The 14,315-nt window shown below is 35.5% G+C and carries 15 protein-coding genes; 11 read left to right on the top strand and 4 right to left on the bottom strand.

Translation table 11 applies throughout. From position 1 onward, the window contains the following. Positions 1 to 9: 9 nt before the first annotated feature. The 7 genes from RNZ46_RS13145 to RNZ46_RS13115 all read left to right on the top strand — a co-directional run bounded on the left by RNZ46_RS13145 (position 10) and on the right by RNZ46_RS13115 (position 4,705). Entirely contained in the window at positions 10 to 570 is a 561-nt protein-coding gene (locus tag RNZ46_RS13145; RefSeq protein WP_316982625.1) for a hypothetical protein, read from the top strand. A 68-nt stretch (positions 571 to 638) separates the two neighbouring features. After that, positions 639 to 1,613, top strand: coding sequence for a YitT family protein (locus RNZ46_RS13140; RefSeq protein ID WP_316982624.1), 975 nt, complete (start codon positions 639 to 641; stop codon positions 1,611 to 1,613). An 18-nt stretch (positions 1,614 to 1,631) separates the two neighbouring features. Continuing rightward, complete coding sequence (locus RNZ46_RS13135) at positions 1,632 to 2,000, top strand: cupin domain-containing protein (protein ID WP_316982623.1); 369 nt, start codon at positions 1,632 to 1,634, stop codon at positions 1,998 to 2,000. A gap of 2 nt (positions 2,001 to 2,002) precedes the next feature. Then, on the top strand, positions 2,003 to 2,842 hold the full coding sequence (locus tag RNZ46_RS13130; protein WP_316982622.1) for an alpha/beta hydrolase: 840 nt from the start codon (positions 2,003 to 2,005) through the stop codon (positions 2,840 to 2,842). A 19-nt stretch (positions 2,843 to 2,861) separates the two neighbouring features. Then, the gene (locus RNZ46_RS13125) at positions 2,862 to 3,617 is read left to right on the top strand and encodes a pseudouridine synthase (protein WP_316982621.1); all 756 of its coding nucleotides are present in this window, start codon (positions 2,862 to 2,864) and stop codon (positions 3,615 to 3,617) included. Positions 3,618 to 3,690: 73 nt separating this feature from the next. Further along, positions 3,691 to 4,251: a hypothetical protein gene (locus RNZ46_RS13120; protein WP_316982620.1), complete on the top strand. Its 561-nt coding sequence runs from the start codon at positions 3,691 to 3,693 to the stop codon at positions 4,249 to 4,251. 37 nt (positions 4,252 to 4,288) lie between these two features. After that, positions 4,289 to 4,705, top strand: a complete 417-nt coding sequence (locus RNZ46_RS13115; protein WP_434063023.1) for a VOC family protein — start codon at positions 4,289 to 4,291, stop codon at positions 4,703 to 4,705. Here the strand turns inward: RNZ46_RS13115 and RNZ46_RS13110 are convergent. From RNZ46_RS13110 to RNZ46_RS13095, 4 genes are all read right to left on the bottom strand, one after another. Beyond that, complete coding sequence (locus tag RNZ46_RS13110; RefSeq protein WP_316982619.1) at positions 4,698 to 5,438, bottom strand: YwaF family protein; 741 nt, start codon at positions 5,436 to 5,438, stop codon at positions 4,698 to 4,700. The genes RNZ46_RS13115 and RNZ46_RS13110 overlap by 8 nt on opposite strands. A 32-nt stretch (positions 5,439 to 5,470) precedes the next feature. Then, on the bottom strand, positions 5,471 to 6,343 hold the full coding sequence (folD, locus tag RNZ46_RS13105; RefSeq protein ID WP_316982618.1) for a bifunctional methylenetetrahydrofolate dehydrogenase/methenyltetrahydrofolate cyclohydrolase FolD: 873 nt from the start codon (positions 6,341 to 6,343) through the stop codon (positions 5,471 to 5,473). A 130-nt stretch (positions 6,344 to 6,473) separates the two neighbouring features. Next, entirely contained in the window at positions 6,474 to 7,802 is a 1,329-nt protein-coding gene (gene ffh, locus RNZ46_RS13100) for a signal recognition particle protein (RefSeq protein ID WP_316982617.1), read from the bottom strand. A gap of 289 nt (positions 7,803 to 8,091) precedes the next feature. Beyond that, positions 8,092 to 9,843, bottom strand: coding sequence for a hypothetical protein (locus RNZ46_RS13095; RefSeq protein ID WP_316982616.1), 1,752 nt, complete (start codon positions 9,841 to 9,843; stop codon positions 8,092 to 8,094). Positions 9,844 to 9,990: 147 nt separating this feature from the next. On the opposite strand from RNZ46_RS13095, the gene RNZ46_RS13090 reads away from it, so the two are divergent. The 4 genes from RNZ46_RS13090 to RNZ46_RS13075 all read left to right on the top strand — a co-directional run bounded on the left by RNZ46_RS13090 (position 9,991) and on the right by RNZ46_RS13075 (position 14,253). Further along, positions 9,991 to 10,506, top strand: coding sequence for an RNA polymerase sigma factor (locus RNZ46_RS13090; RefSeq protein WP_316982615.1), 516 nt, complete (start codon positions 9,991 to 9,993; stop codon positions 10,504 to 10,506). A 16-nt stretch (positions 10,507 to 10,522) separates the two neighbouring features. After that, on the top strand, positions 10,523 to 10,942 hold the full coding sequence (locus RNZ46_RS13085; protein ID WP_316982614.1) for a DUF3592 domain-containing protein: 420 nt from the start codon (positions 10,523 to 10,525) through the stop codon (positions 10,940 to 10,942). Between the two features lie 64 nt (positions 10,943 to 11,006). Further along, positions 11,007 to 11,903, top strand: a complete 897-nt coding sequence (locus RNZ46_RS13080) for a FecR family protein (protein ID WP_316982613.1) — start codon at positions 11,007 to 11,009, stop codon at positions 11,901 to 11,903. Next, positions 11,896 to 14,253: a TonB-dependent receptor plug domain-containing protein gene (locus RNZ46_RS13075; RefSeq protein ID WP_316982612.1), complete on the top strand. Its 2,358-nt coding sequence runs from the start codon at positions 11,896 to 11,898 to the stop codon at positions 14,251 to 14,253. The genes RNZ46_RS13080 and RNZ46_RS13075 overlap by 8 nt, the downstream gene beginning before the upstream one ends. Positions 14,254 to 14,315 lie beyond the last annotated feature (62 nt).

Below are 14,315 nucleotides of genomic sequence, written 5' to 3'. Positions count from 1 at the left end.
AATTAACACATGAATAAATTAATTTTAAGCCTTATTATCTTTACCCTACTTTTGGCCAGTTGCAAAAAGGAACAAGACCCATTTCAAATTAGTAAACAGCATATTGGATTATTAACCGACTCAACCAAAGTTAAAGATTTAGAAACTGTTTTTAGTAACGATTCTATCGTAAAATTTATTAGCGGCGACGAGTTTACGGGCAATAATAATGACATTAAAATTTTTGAAAAAGGCGGCAAAAAACTATTGGCTTTAACACCTAGGCAATCGTTGGATTCTACCTCGGTTATTGAAAGTGTTCAAATTTTCGACGCCCGATTTAAAACCGATAAAAACATAACCACATTAAGCACCTTTAAAGATATTGCCAATAATTATAAAATTTCAAGGATTGACAATTTGATTAACTCCATTGTGGTTTCTGTAAACGAAATTAATGCAGCTTTTACAATTGATAAAAAAGAACTACCTGCCAATCTTCGTTTTGATATGGATTTAGACATTGAAGCAGCTCATATTCCTGATGATGCCAAATTGAAATATTTTTTCTTAAATTGGAGTAAAAATTAATAGCTTTTCGCTGTATTAAACGAAAAGTACCAAGATTCAAGAAAAATTAAAATTCCAAAACAAATCCTATGATCCCTTTTATCTCAAAGCTTTTAGTAAACATAGCTCGAAAAAAGCTTAAAGGTGAAGATGCCCATAGTACCTTAGAAAAAAACGATCTAGCCCCAACGGTTAGAAAATTACAAATAGAGTTATCGCACGCTGTTAAGGAATATTTTTTCATTATAGTTGGTGTATTTTCCGCAGGGTTTGGGTTAAAAGGCTTTTTATTGCCCAATAAATTTATAGATGGCGGCGCCACAGGTATCTCGTTATTATTAGAGCATGTAACCTCGTTAAATCTAGGTTTGTTATTGGTACTTGTCAATCTTCCTTTTTTGTATTTGGCATCAAAAACCATTGGTAACAAATTCGCTTTAAGGAGTATTGCCGCTATTACCTTTTTAGCGTTTGTGGTCCATTATGTAGACTATCCCATTATAACAGAAGATAAATTACTTATAGCCGTTTTTGGTGGTTTCTTTCTGGGTTTGGGCATTGGCATGTCTATGCGAGGTGGCAGCGTTATTGATGGCACCGAGGTTTTAGCCATTTATTTAGGCAGAAAACTGTCACTTACTATTGGTGATGTACTGCTGCTCATAAACATTATAATATTTTCTGTGGGTGGCTATATTTTATCTATGGAAACAGCACTTTATGCGATTTTAACTTATTTGGCTGCTGCACGTACCGTTGATTTTGTGGTTGATGGTGTTGAGGAATATGTGGGTGTTACTGTAATATCCAATAACCATGAAGAACTACGGCTTATGCTTACAAAAAAACTTGGGCGCGCTTGTACTATTTATGCCGGAAAAGGTGGCTTTGGTAAAAATGGCGAAAGCTACGACAAAGACATTATTTACACCATTGTCACCCGATTAGAGTTGGCAAAACTGCAAACTGAAATTGATAAAATTGACGAAAAAGCGTTTGTAATTATGGGTGTTGTAAAAGATTTAAAAGGCGGCATGATTAAGAAAAAACCGATGAAAAGTTAGAAGCTAAAAAAGTAAAATATGTCCAAAAAAAAATATACCATACAAAACACACCGTTTGTTGTTCCAACTACCGATGGTAAAATTATAAACGAACATTTTGGAAGGGCAACCGATAATAATTCTAAAATAAGTATTGCGCACATGAAAGCACCTGCTGGTTGGAGCGAACCGTTCCAAACACCCGAATTTGATGAATACACTTTTATCATCAGAGGCAAAAAGCAATTTATTATTGAAGGCGAGACCGTGGTTTTAAATGCAGGCGAATCCATTAAAATAGAAAAAAACACGAGGGTACAATATTCCAATCCATTTACCGAAGTATGCGAATACATTGCCATCTGCACACCTGCGTTTTCTATGGATTTAGTAAATAGAGAAGCATAAAAATGAAAAAGAAAATTGAAAAAGCGCTACCCAAAATAGTTGGCAAACTAATAAACACAAGCAGTTACTTTTCAAAAACATACGCTGCCAATAAAGCTATGACGCTTTTTGCAACGCCGAGAAAAGGAAAAGTAACACCTGAGCAATCCGTATATTTAAAATCTGCCGATACTTTAAATATGGAGCACGATGGTTTGAATATTGCAACCTATCATTGGGCAGGCAAAGGCAAAACCGTTTTGCTGGTTCATGGGTGGGAGAGCAATACGGCACGATGGAAAAACCTTATTTCTGTTTTACAAAAACACCATTACAACATTGTTTCCCTAGATGCGCCAGCTCATGGCAACTCAGGTGGCGACACCTTTAATGCCATTTTATATGCCGAATTTATTCATGTGGTAACGCAAAAATTTCAGCCAGAAATAATTATTGGGCACTCGGTTGGTGGTATGGCATCTATCTTTTTTCAAAAAAAACATCAATTACCGAGTTTAAAGAAAATGATATTACTTGGAGCCCCAAATGAATTTACAGACATTTTTGAAAACTACACCAGTCTATTAAGTTACAACTCTAAAGTAATCAATGCGCTCGAAGATTTAATTCTTAAGCGTTTTGGAGCACCGGCAAACACGTTTTCATCGGCAAAACACAGTACATTAATTAATGTAGATGGTTTAATTATTCATGATAAAAAAGACAGAATCATTCCTATAAACGACTCAGAGGCTATTCATAAAAACCTAAAAAACAGTAAACTTATTCAAACTACCGGTTATGGGCATTCTTTAAATAACGATGTGGTGCACAATCATATTCTTGAGTTCTTAAAATCATAGATTATCGTACTTTTGCAGCATGAGCCAATCATTAAAACGTATCAATAAATTTTTAAGCGAAGCTGGATATTGCTCGCGCAGAGAAGCAGACAAACTCATTGAAGCTGGCAGAGTTACCATTAACGGCGCAGTGCCAGAAATGGGTACAAAAATAGCCCCCAACGATGTGGTGCATGTTGATGGTGAAGAAATTAAAAACACCAAAGAAGCCTTTGTTTATTTGGCGTTTAACAAACCTGTCGGTATAGTCTGTACCACGGATACAAGTGTTGAAAAAGATAATATTATCGATTTTATTAATTACCCGAGACGCATTTTTCCTATTGGCAGATTAGATAAACCCAGCGAAGGCCTAATACTTTTAACAGACGATGGCGATATTGTAAATAAAATCCTTAGAGTCAGCAATAACCACGACAAAGAATACATTGTTACGGTTGATAAGCCTATTTCGCAAACCTTTATTAAAAGAATGTCCGGTGGAATTTACCTGGAGGAATTAGGGAAATCGACCAATAAATGTGTCGTTAAAAAAATTAATTCCAATACGTTCAGCATCATATTAACACAAGGTTTAAATCGGCAAATTCGTCGCATGTGCGAATATCTCAACTACGAAGTGCAAACGCTTAAGCGTATCAGGATTATGAATATTAAACTGGATATGCCTGTTGGTAAATATCGAGAATTGACCAAAGAGGAATTTAGCGAATTAAATAATCTTTTAGAGGGCTCAAGTAAAACTTACAATAAAAATAGTCGCAAAAAAAAATAGGCATCCTGTTAATTTAATCATAAAACCTGTATAGCGCTTCCATTTCTTAATTAACTTTAGAAAAACGTTAATTATGAGACTAATAACTAAAATGCTATTTTTAATATCATGCGCTGCTTTTGCACAATATGATTACGATGCTTCGGAAGCGTTTCCTTTTGGACAAGCCAATCCAAACGCGCCGGCACAAGTTAAAGATTTTGATGCACTAATTGGTGAATGCCATTGCAAATCGACATCCAGAAAACAAGACGGCACTTGGAATGATGCTGTTAATATGATATGGCGGTGGAAATATATTATGAATGGCATGGGCGTGCAGGACGAAACCTTGAAAGCTGATGGCGGACATTCGGGAAGCATCAGGCAATTTATTACCGATAGCAGTAAATGGTTTGTGCATTATTATTCGTCTAAAACACCATCCCCTAAATTATCCACTTGGACAGGGAATAAACGGGAAAACGGCAATATTGTATTGTATCGCGAACAAAAAGCCCCCAACGGAATGGACGGTTTTTACCGTTTAACCTTTTACGACATTAGTAAATTGGGCTATAAATGGATTGGAGAATGGGTGGATAAAACCGAAAAAATAGTGTACCCGACTTGGAAAATTGAATGTAAAAGATAAACACTATTTTTATAAAAACATTTAAGCAATTTCAACTGTGCTATCTCCTTTTCATCTCGCCATTCCAGTTTATAATTTAGAAACTTGCAGAACCTTTTATCGCGATATTTTAAATTGCGAAGAAGGACGTAGCAGCGACCATTGGGTAGATTTTAACTTTTTTGGGCACCAATTGGTGATTCATTACAAACCAAAAACGGATACCGATTTACACACCAATGCGGTTGACGGAAAATCGGTTCCCGTGCCCCACTTCGGTGTCGTTTTACCTTGGGATGTTTTTCACGCTTTCGCGGAAGATTTAAAAAGCAAAAACGTTGAATTTAGTATTGAACCCTATATTAGGTTTGAAGGTTTGGTTGGTGAGCAAGCCACCATGTTTTTTTACGACCCATCGGGAAATGCTTTAGAATTTAAAGCCTTCAAAGACGCCAATCAATTATTTGCTAAATAGCAGATATTTTCTTTTTTCGGCTTCTTTCTACTAAATAAAAAGGAAAATAAATCAACAAAAAATAAGGAATAATAATAATTTGAACAACTGTGATATACACGGGCCATTCACCAAAATAATCTAATACAGATGCAGATTGTGGTTTTTCATTCAAATAAAAATAATTGGCATTTAAAATAAAATTGATAATCACCATAAAAACAAAGTAGCACTGCAACGCAACAAACGATTTAAAAACACTTTTAAATGTAGGCTTCATTTTAAAAACAAAAATGGCATAAAAAATAATGATTAATAATCCCAGGTGTACGGTCCAATATCTAAAGTAATCAAAGGTTGGAAAACCCTCGGCAATATCTGGTGTTAAAACACCGTGCGTCGTTCCTGCAATTATCCAAAACAATAATATTTCGTACATCCAAAATTTCCTGAAATAAGTAAAAATGGGGATTAGCAAGGCTACCAAACTGCACAAATACAAAGGCAAATCTGTTTTGATGCTGTAATTTCCCAAACTTACATGGTATAAATGGAATGTCAATACAACTAAGGAAACCAAACAACCAAATGTGTGTAACGCTTTAGCTTGCTGACTTTTAGTGAATTTTCGTTTGGAATGTCTAATGAAAAAAACACAAAATAGTACGGAAACAAGAATGGGTAGTATATGCTCTAAACTTCCAATTGCGACTCTATTAAATAAAAAAATGGCGTTATAAACCTGAAAATCCATAACGCAATTTAATAAAATATTTAGCACTAATTTCAACGTCTTTCTCTTGCCAACAATGTGTTTTTAAGCAACATGGCAATCGTCATGGGGCCAACACCACCGGGAACTGGCGTAATATAGCTTGCTTTTTTACTTACACTTTCAAAATGCACATCGCCTGCTAATCTGTAGCCATTTTTCTTAGTTGCGTCCGGCACACGCGTAATACCAACATCAATGATAACCACATCTTCTTTAACCATATCGCCCGTTAAAAATTCTGAAATCCCTATGGCAGCAACAATTATATCGGCTTTTTTGGTGATGTCTGCTAAGTTTTTTGAGCGGCTATGAACCACAGTTACCGTTGCATCGCCTGCTTTTCTTTTTTGGCTCATTAATATACTCATCGGGCGACCAACAATATGGCTTCGTCCCATAACCACCACATTCTTACCTGAAGTTTCAATTTGATAGCGCTCTAACAATTCCATGATTCCGTATGGTGTTGCGGGTAAAAATGTTGGCAAATCTAAAGCCATTCTTCCCACATTTACAGGGTGAAAACCATCTACATCTTTATCAGGATTTATTGCCATTAACACCTTTTGTTCATCAATTTGATCGGGCAATGGTAACTGCACGATAAAACCATCAATGGCAACGTTGGTATTTAAATCGTTTATCTTTTCAAGTAAATCCTCTTCGGTTGTGTATTCGGGCAGCTCGATAAGTGTCGAATCAAACCCAACACGTTTACAAGCTTTAACTTTGGCGTTAACATAGGTCATGCTTGCGCCATCCGACCCGACTAAAATAGCAGCGAGATGCGGTACTCTTTCGCCTTTTTTAACCATAGCATTTACGTTATCTGCTATTTCTTCTTTAATTTCGTTACTTGTTTTTTTTCCGTCTAAAATTGTCATGCTTAATTCATTTTAGCCACGAATTCACGAATAATATGTTTCTCGCAAAGACGCTAAGGCGCAAAGTGTAATTTATATTTATTAAAGGCTGCTACTGTAAACTGTTGACTGCATACTGCCAACTGAGAACTTACCTCATGTTTTTCATCATTTGCATCATTTTTTTACCGCCGCCACCTTGCATCATCTTCATCATTTTACTCATTTGGTTAAATTGTTTAAGCAATTGATTAACCTCTTGAACCGATGTGCCAGACCCTTTCGCGACACGCTTTTTTCTACTTGCATTTAACACAGAAGGATTTGTACGCTCTTTTGGTGTCATGGAATGAATAATGGCTTCAATACCTTTAAAGGCATCATCATCGATATCAACATCTTTCATCATTTTACCGGCTCCGGGAATCATGCCTACAAGGTCTTTCATGTTTCCCATTTTCTTGATTTGCTGAATCTGCTTTAAGAAATCATCAAATCCAAACTGGTTTTTGGCTATTTTCTTTTGAAGTTTTCTGGCTTCAACTTCATCAAACTGCTCTTGGGCACGCTCCACTAACGACACCACATCGCCCATCCCAAGAATGCGGTCTGCCATTCGCGATGGATAAAACACATCGATAGCTTCCATTTTCTCGCCCGTACCAATAAACTTAATGGGTTTATTAACTACAGATTTAATAGAAATAGCGGCTCCACCTCTAGTATCACCATCTAATTTTGTTAAGATAACACCATCAAAATTTAAGGTATCGTTAAAGGCTTTTGCTGTATTTACGGCATCTTGCCCCGTCATAGAATCTACAACAAACAAGGTTTCTTGTGGCTGAATGGCTTTATGAATGTTCGATATTTCGGTCATCATCACCTCATCCACCGCCAAACGACCTGCGGTATCAATAATAACCACATTAAATCCGTTGGCTTTGGCATGGGCAATACCTGCTTGCGAAATGGCAACAGGATCGGTGTTTCCCCTATCACTATAAACCTCAACACCAATCTGGTCACCAACAACATGTAATTGATCTATTGCGGCAGGACGATACACATCACAAGCAACCAATAAAGGTTTTTTAGTTTTTTTTGTTTTAAGATAATTAGCCAATTTACCAGAAAATGTGGTTTTACCAGAACCTTGTAAACCGGACATTAAAATAATACTCGGATTGCCTGAAAGATTGATACCCTCAGCATCGCCACCCATGAGTTCGGTAAGCTCGTCTTTAACAATCTTAACCATAAGTTGCCCAGGCTGAAGCGTTGTTAAAACGTTTTGACCCAAGGCCTTTTCTTTAACTCGGTTGGTAAACTCTTTGGCTATTTTAAAGTTAACATCGGCATCAAGCAAGGCACGGCGTACTTCCTTTAGAGTTTCGGCTACATTAACCTCGGTAATACTTCCGTGTCCTTTAAGAACGTGTAAGGCTTTATCTAATTTATCGCTTAAATTATTGAACATAATTTTGGTTTAAATTTTAAGAAGTGCAAATTTAATGATTTGAAGCGTATTATTGAAGTAACATACTATAAAAAACAAGAATAAAAAAAGGCTGCCAAAATTAAATTTGACAGCCTATATAAAAGGAAACTTACTTATTAATTAACCTAACCAACCGAAAAGAGGGGTTTCCTTTTCACCAAAAACATAAAAAATTCGATAGATTTTTTTATTTTGATTCCCGTTTGCACGGGAATGACAGTTTTAATTGAAACCTCGGAACTTTTAGTTCCGAGGAAACATTCTTCAATTATTCTTTTTTCTCAAGGACTAATATGCGTTCTATTTCTCCGTTGGCGTTTAAATCTTTTAACTCAATTCTACTTTGAGTGATTTCTGCAATTTTCCATCTGTGATTTAAATCATCAAACGGTGCTTCAATACCAAAGTGCAGCCCCAAATGCAAGCCTTCGTGTCTGTATGCTAACCAGTTACCATCAATAATACCATTGTTTGGATCGGTTACTTTAATCCAGCCGTTTTCCAAGAAATCGATGGTGTACATAAAGAACTCTTCGGTTTTATTTACATCGCCATCTTGATATAAAGCAACTTCCCATTCCCAGGTTAACAGCACATCATCAATATAGTTTATATCGTCATCGCCGTCTGCACAATGTCTTCTTAACACCATACGGTTGTTCTCGTTTTCAAGCTTAATCAACCCTGGCTCAAGGAACGTAATTAACCATTCTAATTTTAAGTTTGGTCTGTCTTGTAAAAAGATTTGCAAAAAGAATCCTGAGTTTCTTACTCCTATTTCGTATTCGCCTGTTACAAACTCACCGTTTAAACGAATTTTAACAACGTTGTTTGCAAAGAACTTTAATGGCGTTCCTATATAATCTTTTTCATTATGAACATCATCAACTTGCAGTCTCGCTACGCGCCATAAACATTCTTGTAAATAGTTTTCTATACGTTCTTTGGTAATATCAATAACAACATCGCAGTTCTTTTTCATGATGATTCTGTTACCACCCTCTTCGTACAGTTTAATTTTACCATATTCAATATCGTATACAATCCACTCTAAAGTAAAGTCTGCGAGGGTATCAAATTCTAACTTTAAAAGTGCACCTCTTTTGGTTACGCGCGTGCTCCATGTACCAGTTAATATATCGCCGTTTCTGGCGCGCATTCTTACCACACCATCTTCTTTAAAGTTTAAGGCGTAAGATTGGTATTCTACTGTATTATCTTGGTTGTTTCTTTTAAACTCGTGCACAACCCATGGGCAGATTTGCAAATATTCGTCTAGACGTTCTTTTGTAAAATCGTCATCGCCATAATCGTTATCATCGTCTTCATCACAAGCATCCTTAGCTTCATTAATAGTATTTTCTAATTCTTCATTGTTATTAACAACCACTTCTGTACCATCGGCCAAAACCATAGTTACCGGAAAGTTTAGACTGGCTAAAAACTCAGAATTTTTAACACGTTTTAGAAATTTATACAACTGCCTGTCGTTTTCAACAGTAATTACATCAATAACCTGAAAGTTTACATCGTAAACCGAAAACGAAATGGGGTATTTAAAATCGATACATTCTATATCGTCGTCATTTTCATTTTCGCCTTTACATTCATCAACAAATTCTTTTAATTCATCGGCATTGTTAATTACAATATCGTCGTGTTCAGCCGTAATAATTGTAATAGGAAAGATAATTTCCAAATAATCGTCATCTTCTTCAAACTCATTAAAAATAGCTTCGATAACTTTGTAGTCTTCTTCCGAATCTATTATAATCTCAAGTCCGTTAACCACAACAGTAACGGGTAATTCAATTGACAAACAACTGGCGTTATCAATAATATTGTCTTTCGAGCCGTCCATTTTAGAAGCAGAACTCATTAATGCGGTTAATGGAGAGCTTGCTGAAAGCGCTTCAGAATCGGCAGGCGGTGTAATGTCGACAACTTCCTGCTGACAGGACGTTAACATTAAAAGAGCAAAAAAAGGTAATAGTAATAATGTACTGATTTTAGTTTTCATAATACTGGTATTTGGGTTAAACATAGCATTTTGATTATAAAACAAGATAACTTTAAAAATTCCTACCCCCAACAACGAGAAATTTCAAAAAAAACCAAAAACTAAATTCCAAAAAAGCTATTTTAGTGGCTCCAACTACCAAAAACAATGAGCAAACAACTACATGAAAATATTTGCGAAGAGCGTATTTTTTCATCTATTTTTAATAAACACGCCAAAGATTTACACAACTTTTTATATTATAAGTTTGGCGAATTGCTTAACCCAAAGGACAAAGTACAGGAAGCCTTTATGAAGTTATGGCAAAACTGCGCGAAGATCTCGCCCGATAAAGCCAAAAGTTTTTTGTTTACCACCGCCAATAATTTAATGTTGAATGAAGCGGCGCACCGAAAAGTGGTTTTAAAACACCAGCAAACGAAACCCAAAACATACACCAACGAAAATCCTGAATTTTTAATGCAGGAAACCGAGTATAACGATAAACTACAAAAAGCACTTGCAAATTTAACCGAAGCACAACGTGTTGCTTTTATGATGAATCGGGTTGAAGGTAAGCGTTTTAAAGAAATTGCAGCACTTTTGGATATTTCGACCAAAGCGGTTGAAAAACGTATTTATGGGGCTTTGAAAAAGTTAAGGGAGGAGATTAAAGAGTTATAAATATTATAAAACTTAGATGGAAAATTTAATTGGTGCTATTGTTTTTTTAATTGTGGGTGGTGGGTTTATTTATGCTGGAATCTTTGTTCGAAATTCAAATCGTCGAATTCAAAGAAACGGAATTAAAGCTAAAGCTAAAATAATTGATTTTGTTGAAGAAAGAATAAGAGACGTAGATGGCGATTCTTATTTATATCATTTTCCAATTGTTAGTTTTACTAATCAGAATGGAATCATTACTACTCAAAAATTAGATTCGAGCGAAAACCCGAAAAAGATTAATGAATTCGTTGATATAATTTATTTCAGAAAAGACAATGAATATGAAATAATGATAAATAATAATTTCTGGAAAACATTTTTTCCGATGATTTTTATAATTGGTGGAATTATCTTTTTAGCAATTGGTTTTGTTTGGTTAATAAATAAAATATAAACTTTTTTCATCCCAAGGGTAGGAAAAAATAAAACTCAACTGTTATATATTTGAATAAGAAATCATGAACAGAGAAGAACTCATATCGAAATGGTTAGATAACAACCTAAATCCACAAGAACTTGAAGCGTTTAAAAACCTTGAAGATTATGATGATTTAGTAAAGTTAAACACCAGCCTGCAAGCTTTTAAGGCTAAAGATTTTAATACCTCGGCTGAATTAGAAAACGTATTGTCTAAAATTAAAAGCACTAAAAAGCAAACAACAAACTGGTTAAAACCATTAATGCGTGTTGCTGCGATACTTGCCGTTTGTTTTAGTTTATACTATTACACCACCACTTTAGACACGACGATTACTACCGAATTTGCCCAAAAAACAACTATAGAATTACCAGACGCTTCGAGTGTTTCGCTTAATGCCAAATCGGTGTTGGCTTTCAACAAAAAAGATTGGAAAGAAGTGCGCGAAGTCGAGCTTAATGGCGAAGCTTTTTTTAAAGTGGCCAAAGGTTCAAAATTTCATGTTATCACAAAATCAGGAACCGTTACGGTTTATGGTACTCAATTTAATGTAAAACAACGGGACAATTATTTTGAGGTTATTTGCTACGAAGGAATGGTTGGGGTTACGTACAACGCTCAAGAAAAAAAATTAAATCCGGGAGACCGTTTTTTAATTATCGATGGGAAACAAATTGCTAAAGAAAAAGAAAGCCGCACAACACCTTCGTGGTTAAATAACGAAAGTCAGTTTAAAAGCTTGCCTTTTAAAGAGGTTATTGCCGAATTTGAAAGACAATACAACGTTACTTTTGATGTAAAAGATATTGATACCAATCAATTATTTACTGGCGGTTTTCCGCACGATAGTTTAGATATCGCCATAAAAAACATTACCTTACCTTTACAATTAACACATAGTAAAACCAACAATACGATAACATTAAAGCGTGAGTAGAAAAGGTACAGGTTCTATCTTTATACTATTGTTTTTTTTGAATGTGGCAGCGTTTAGCGCGCAAACTATTCAAAAAGAAAAACACACACTTGTTGTTGTTTTAAAGATTATTGAAACACGGTACAACATTAGCTTTTCTTATGCCGATGCGACTATTGAAAACAAAAAAACAGTCATTCCGGATGAAGATTTAACTTTAGCCGAGGTTTTAGAATTTCTTAAAGAAAAAACAACTCTGGACTTCGAATTGCTAAACGATAGATTTGTTGCCATAAAAGCCCGTAAACCTCTGAGTTTATTCCATACAACGCAAAGGCTGGATGAAATTGTAATCACCAATTATTTAACCACGGGTATTACCAAATTAAACGATGGGATAATTACCATAAAACCCGAAACCTTTGGTATTCTTCCGGGTTTAATTGAACCCGATGTGTTGCAAACCATACAATCGTTACCCGGGGTTTTAAGTATTGATGAAACCGTATCGAATATTAATATCCGTGGTGGCACACACGACCAAAATCTGCTGCTTTGGGATGGTATTAAAATGTATCAATCTGGGCATTTTTTCGGGTTGATTTCGGCATTCAATCCATATACAACAAAACAGGTAAACGTCTCAAAAAACGGCACGCCCGCAAAATACGGCGATGGTATTTCCAGTATTATCGATATGCAAATGCCCAATAAAATTGACAATACATTTAAAGCCGGTGGCGGATTCAACTTGATTAATGCCGATGTGTTTGCCAAAATTCCGCTAACGCACAATACCGAATTGCAAATTTCCACCCGTCGTTCGGTAACCGATTTAATTACAACGCCAACTTACGACCTTTACAAAAAACGTGTTTTTCAGGATTCCGATTTAACCAATTTTAATCAAAACGATCATGCTATCGATAAAAACGAGGAGTTCTATTTTTATGATATTACGGCTAAATTTCTATACGATATTACTAAAAAGGATAAAATCCGCCTTCACTTTTTAAACGTAAACAACAAATTAAACTACGAAGAACAGGCCAATATTAATGATAGAAACGAAGCTTTAAACAGTAAACTATCGCAGCAAAATCTGGCTTTGGGCTTTTCGTACACCAGAGATTGGAATGCTAAACTCGCTACAACGGCCCAAGTGAATGTGTCCAATTACGACTTGGATGCGACCAACTTCGATATTATAAACAACCAGCGCTTAATACAGGAAAATAAAGTAATTGATGGTTCTGCAAAATTAGATGTTGATTACAAACACAGCAACCTGCTAAAACTCAATGGTGGCTACCAGTTTATTGAAGTTGGCATTAGCAATCTTGAAGATGTTAACAACCCTGTTTTTAGGAGCTATATTAGAGATGTGGTGCGCAGTCATGCGCTGTATGCCGAAGCTGCTTTTTTATCAATTGATGCTAAAACGAATTTAAAATTTGGAAATAGAATAAACTACTTTTCGAAATTTAACATGATTTTAAATGAACCTCGTTTAAGTTTTAGCCAACGGTTTTTAAACCATTTTAGATTTGAATTATTGGGCGAACTTAAAAGCCAAACCACATCGCAAATCATCGATTTACAAAACGATTTTTTAGGCATTGAAAACCGGCGTTGGGTTTTATCGAACAACAATAAAGTTGCTGATACGATTAATAACAAAATTATTCAACCAGTCCCGATTCTAAAAAGCAAACAAGCTTCTGTTGGTGTACATTACAATAAAAATAAACTACTCATAAGTGCCGAAGGGTATCTTAAAAAAGTGGATGGTATTACAACGCGCAGTCAAGGATTTCAAAATCAATATCAGTTTGTAAATAGTATTGGAAGTTATCAAATTAAAGGCATCGATTTTTTAATCAACAAACAATTAAGCCATGTGTTTAGCACCTGGTTAAGTTATTCTTATAGTAAAAACGACTACACGTTTCCTGATTTAAACAACGGTATGTCGTTTCCTAATAATGCCGATGTGCGTCATGCTTTGGCTCTTTCTGGTATTTATACGTATAACGATATTAAACTCGCTTTGGGTTTAAATTGGCACTCCGGAAAACCAACAACATTGCCCGATTACGCAAATGATAATCCGGACGACAATACCATTACCTACGCTAACCCAAACGGTAGCAATTTAAACGATTATTTACGTGCCGATTGTTCGGCGACTTATTCACTTGATGTATCCGATACTGCCACAGCCATTGTTGGGCTTTCGGTTTGGAATATTTTTAACCGAAAAAACATTATTAATACTTATTACACTTTGGATGGTGACAACAACATTGTTCCCATTGAAAACATATCGTTGGGCATTACGCCCAATGTGAGTATTCGGGTTAGTTTTTAATAAATGTAACCCGTTGTGCATTTTGAAAAAATTCTGTCAATTCGAGTGAATTTTACGATTGG

Source organism: Hwangdonia lutea, assembly GCF_032814565.1.
GTDB lineage: Bacteria > Bacteroidota > Bacteroidia > Flavobacteriales > Flavobacteriaceae > Hwangdonia > Hwangdonia lutea.
This window is presented reverse-complemented; position numbering and strand designations above follow the sequence as displayed.

What these genes read in the sequence shown, in the direction of transcription:
- RNZ46_RS13145 (WP_316982625.1), top strand. Translation starts at nt 10, where the DNA reads ATGAATAAATTAATTTTAAGCCTTATTATCTTTACCCTACTTTTGGCC.
- RNZ46_RS13140 (WP_316982624.1), top strand. Translation starts at nt 639, where the DNA reads ATGATCCCTTTTATCTCAAAGCTTTTAGTAAACATAGCTCGAAAAAAG.
- RNZ46_RS13135 (WP_316982623.1), top strand. Translation starts at nt 1,632, where the DNA reads ATGTCCAAAAAAAAATATACCATACAAAACACACCGTTTGTTGTTCCA.
- RNZ46_RS13130 (WP_316982622.1), top strand. Translation starts at nt 2,003, where the DNA reads ATGAAAAAGAAAATTGAAAAAGCGCTACCCAAAATAGTTGGCAAACTA.
- RNZ46_RS13125 (WP_316982621.1), top strand. Translation starts at nt 2,862, where the DNA reads ATGAGCCAATCATTAAAACGTATCAATAAATTTTTAAGCGAAGCTGGA.
- RNZ46_RS13120 (WP_316982620.1), top strand. Translation starts at nt 3,691, where the DNA reads ATGAGACTAATAACTAAAATGCTATTTTTAATATCATGCGCTGCTTTT.
- RNZ46_RS13110 (WP_316982619.1), bottom strand. Translation starts at nt 5,438, where the DNA reads ATGGATTTTCAGGTTTATAACGCCATTTTTTTATTTAATAGAGTCGCA.
- folD (WP_316982618.1), bottom strand. Translation starts at nt 6,343, where the DNA reads ATGACAATTTTAGACGGAAAAAAAACAAGTAACGAAATTAAAGAAGAA.
- ffh (WP_316982617.1), bottom strand. Translation starts at nt 7,802, where the DNA reads ATGTTCAATAATTTAAGCGATAAATTAGATAAAGCCTTACACGTTCTT.
- RNZ46_RS13095 (WP_316982616.1), bottom strand. Translation starts at nt 9,843, where the DNA reads ATGAAAACTAAAATCAGTACATTATTACTATTACCTTTTTTTGCTCTT.
- RNZ46_RS13090 (WP_316982615.1), top strand. Translation starts at nt 9,991, where the DNA reads ATGAGCAAACAACTACATGAAAATATTTGCGAAGAGCGTATTTTTTCA.
- RNZ46_RS13085 (WP_316982614.1), top strand. Translation starts at nt 10,523, where the DNA reads ATGGAAAATTTAATTGGTGCTATTGTTTTTTTAATTGTGGGTGGTGGG.
- RNZ46_RS13080 (WP_316982613.1), top strand. Translation starts at nt 11,007, where the DNA reads ATGAACAGAGAAGAACTCATATCGAAATGGTTAGATAACAACCTAAAT.